1 protein-coding gene is annotated in these 3032 nt (G+C 39.1%); it reads left to right on the forward strand.

The annotated features are described in order from the left end of the window. Positions 1–962 precede the first annotated feature (962 nt). The gene (gene ltrA / locus PHO71_RS25890; RefSeq protein WP_300209066.1) at positions 963–2798 is read left to right on the forward strand and encodes a group II intron reverse transcriptase/maturase; all 1836 of its coding nucleotides are present in this window, start codon (positions 963–965) and stop codon (positions 2796–2798) included. Positions 2799–3032: the final 234 nt, after the last annotated feature.

The raw sequence follows: 3032 nt of genomic DNA on the forward strand, positions 1-3032 counted from the left end.
ATTCGTGATTTGGGAGCAGAACTTTCTCCGATTACCATGTTGGTTATGATGGAAAATATTCAGAATCGTATCATTGAAAATGCAAAGAATGGGAAAGCTACCTGGCTGTATCTGGATGAATTTCATGGGGCGAGACGTTCCGTCGTTGAATAGGCGACGGGGTTAGCAGTACCCGCCGTAAGGCGAAATTGCTAATACAACTGATATGATGTTGTTCAAATGAGTGGGTAACGCCACAAAGGGACACACGTAAACTTGCCTATCCGCATGAGTAGTAGTGTAAAACGAAAGTGTGGTCATAGCTAGGCTGAAGAGCAAAAATCCAGTCCTAACGTAAAGTCGAGGAAAGGTTCATAGAGGTATGGGCTACTGGTGATTATGTAGTGAAGCTGTATATGGTGAGTATCCACATAATGTGGGGACGAACTGACGATTTAAAGGGTCTAAAATTCGAATACGTCGAAAGGCGTATGCCAATGGTTTGGCGCTGACTACCGATAAGTAAGGGCGTGGAAGTGAAAGTCGGGATACTGTTACAGGCAGTATAAGTTAGCAGGCTCAAAGGAAGCACCTAAGTACAGTATATTGCATCATATTGGAACGTCGAAAGCAACGAACAGAGAGTGGTTACACACGCAGTGACCTGTTGATAAGGAAAGCAGTAATGTATAACTTATCTTAATCGTTGTGAGAGCGGAGGCACGAGCGTTGAAACTTCTGTAATGGAAGTGGAGCAACAGCCTCTAGTGGGATGGTTAGTGTTCGGAACTAACCAACAAAATGAGTTTAGAAAATAATGTAGTTAGCATTCATAGGTTCGAGTATGACTAAAAGAAACAAAGGCTTACGAGAGTGAGGTGATGTTGACTATGCAAAGAAAGAACTTGTTAAAGAAAAGCAGTATCCGTAATGCCGAGTACTACAACATGATTGAAGTACAAGATAAGTTGTATGCGGATAGTATGAAAGAAAAAGTATTTACAGATTTAATCAGTATTATTAGTTCTGACGCCAATATAAAAATGGCATACCGTAATTTGAAGAACAATGATGGTAGCAATACTCCAGGAGTAGATGGTTTGAATTTTGAAAGTTTGAATAGACTGACAGAAGTAGAGCTTGTGGTGAAGGTAAAAGCAAAAATACTCAATTATCAGCCAAAGGCGGTAAGAAGAGTATATATACCAAAACCAAATGGGAAAAAGCGACCTCTAGGAATACCAACAGTAATAGACAGGTTGGTGCAGCAGAGCGTATTACAGGTCTTAGAACCAATCTGCGAAGCGAGATTCTATGATAAAAGTTACGGATTCAGACCAAATCGAAGTACAAAAAATGCGGTAGCAATGTGTTATAAATATGCACAATGTGATGGATTTCATTATGTGGTTGACGTTGATATAAAAGGATTTTTCGATAATGTGAATCATGAAAAACTAATGAAACAGATATGGACGCTAGGAATCAGAGACAAAAATCTTTTAAGTTTAATAGGGAAAATGCTCAAAGCACCTATTGAAGAAAAAGGACAAAGGTTTACACCTGACAAAGGAACACCGCAAGGTGGGGTTCTTAGTCCGTTACTGGCAAATATTGTTTTAAATGAACTTGACTGGTGGATAGCCAGTCAATGGGAAGAAATGCCAGTGCACCATGTCTTACCAAGTGACACTTATCCTAATAAAAATGGGACTTTAAATAAAGGGAATCTCTACAAAAAGTTGAGAAAATCTAATCTTAAAGAGTGTCACATCATCCGTTATGCCGATGATTTTAAAGTGTTTTGTAAAACGTATGGAGAAGCGGTAAAACTGAAATATGCAGTTGAAAAGTGGTTGATGAACAGATTGAAGCTTGAAACTTCAAAGGAGAAATCAAAGATTACTAATCTTAAAACAGGGTACAGCGATTTCCTAGGCATTAAATTTAAGCTATATCGAAAAGGTGGAAAATGGGTAATAAAGTCTCACATGACAGAAAAAGCATTGGAAAACCAAAAAAGAAAGCTGAAACGTGCCATATCGGAAGCATGTAGGTCACATGCATTGGAAATTTCACAGCACAATGCGATTATATCGTACAACCAAATGGTCATAGGAATGCACGAATATTACAATATGGCAACTATGATTTGTGAAGATGTGCATAAGTTATTTCCAACAGTTGATATAACTATGAAAACAAGACTGAACGACAGGCAATCTCTTGAAAAAGAGGTTCCTGTAAAAAGAAAAGGTGGTATGGACGAGTATTTTTATCAGAAATACCAAAAATCCAAACAGTTACGTTTTATCAATGGCATGGTTGTTGTTCCTGTAGCTTACTGTAAAACTCGTAACCCCATGTGTCACAGTCCAACAGTGAATAGATATACACCAGAGGGCAGAGCAGAAATACACAGGATGTTATTAAATTATGCGTATATGGATGTATTATTGCAACTCGGGAGAGACAATAGCATTACGGAGGGCATTGAATTCTGTGATAATATGCTTGCACGTTTTGTGGCATCCAAAGGGAAATGTGAAATATCAAAACAGCAACTTGAATATAAGGATGTTGTTTGTCACAGGTTGATTTCCAAGGAACAAGGGGGAACAGACGAGTACAAAAATCTGCGAATTATCCATAGAGAAGTAGAAAAGCTGATATATGAAACAAATGTAAATACAATTTTCTTGTTACTAGAAAGCACAGGATGTAAAGAAAGTGCGAAATTAACAAAACTTAACAAGTGGCGCAAGAATGTAGGACGAGAGCCTGTTAACTTGGTAACGCTAAAACAATCTTTGAAATAACTACATTAAAAATAAAAAAACTCTTCCCATGGAACGCCGTGTGCAATGAAAGTTGCTTGCACGGTGTGGCCCGGGGCGAAAGGCGTGAAAGCGTCTGACCTATCGGGATTACTCTTGAAGGAAGAACAGACGGCCGCTTATTCTGTGGAAATCTGGAAGCGATTTAGAAAATGGGGCGGCATCCCCACGGGCATTACGCAGAACGTCAAAGATTTGCTTTCCTCCCGCGAGGTG

Origin of the sequence: Bacteroides sp., assembly GCF_028690125.1 — a bacterium.
In the GTDB taxonomy this organism is placed as follows: domain Bacteria; phylum Bacteroidota; class Bacteroidia; order Bacteroidales; family Bacteroidaceae; genus Bacteroides.

Bases quoted from the DNA above. Each gene is read 5' to 3' on its own strand.
- ltrA (WP_300209066.1), top strand. From the start codon at position 963: ATGAAAGAAAAAGTATTTACAGATTTAATCAGTATTATTAGTTCTGAC.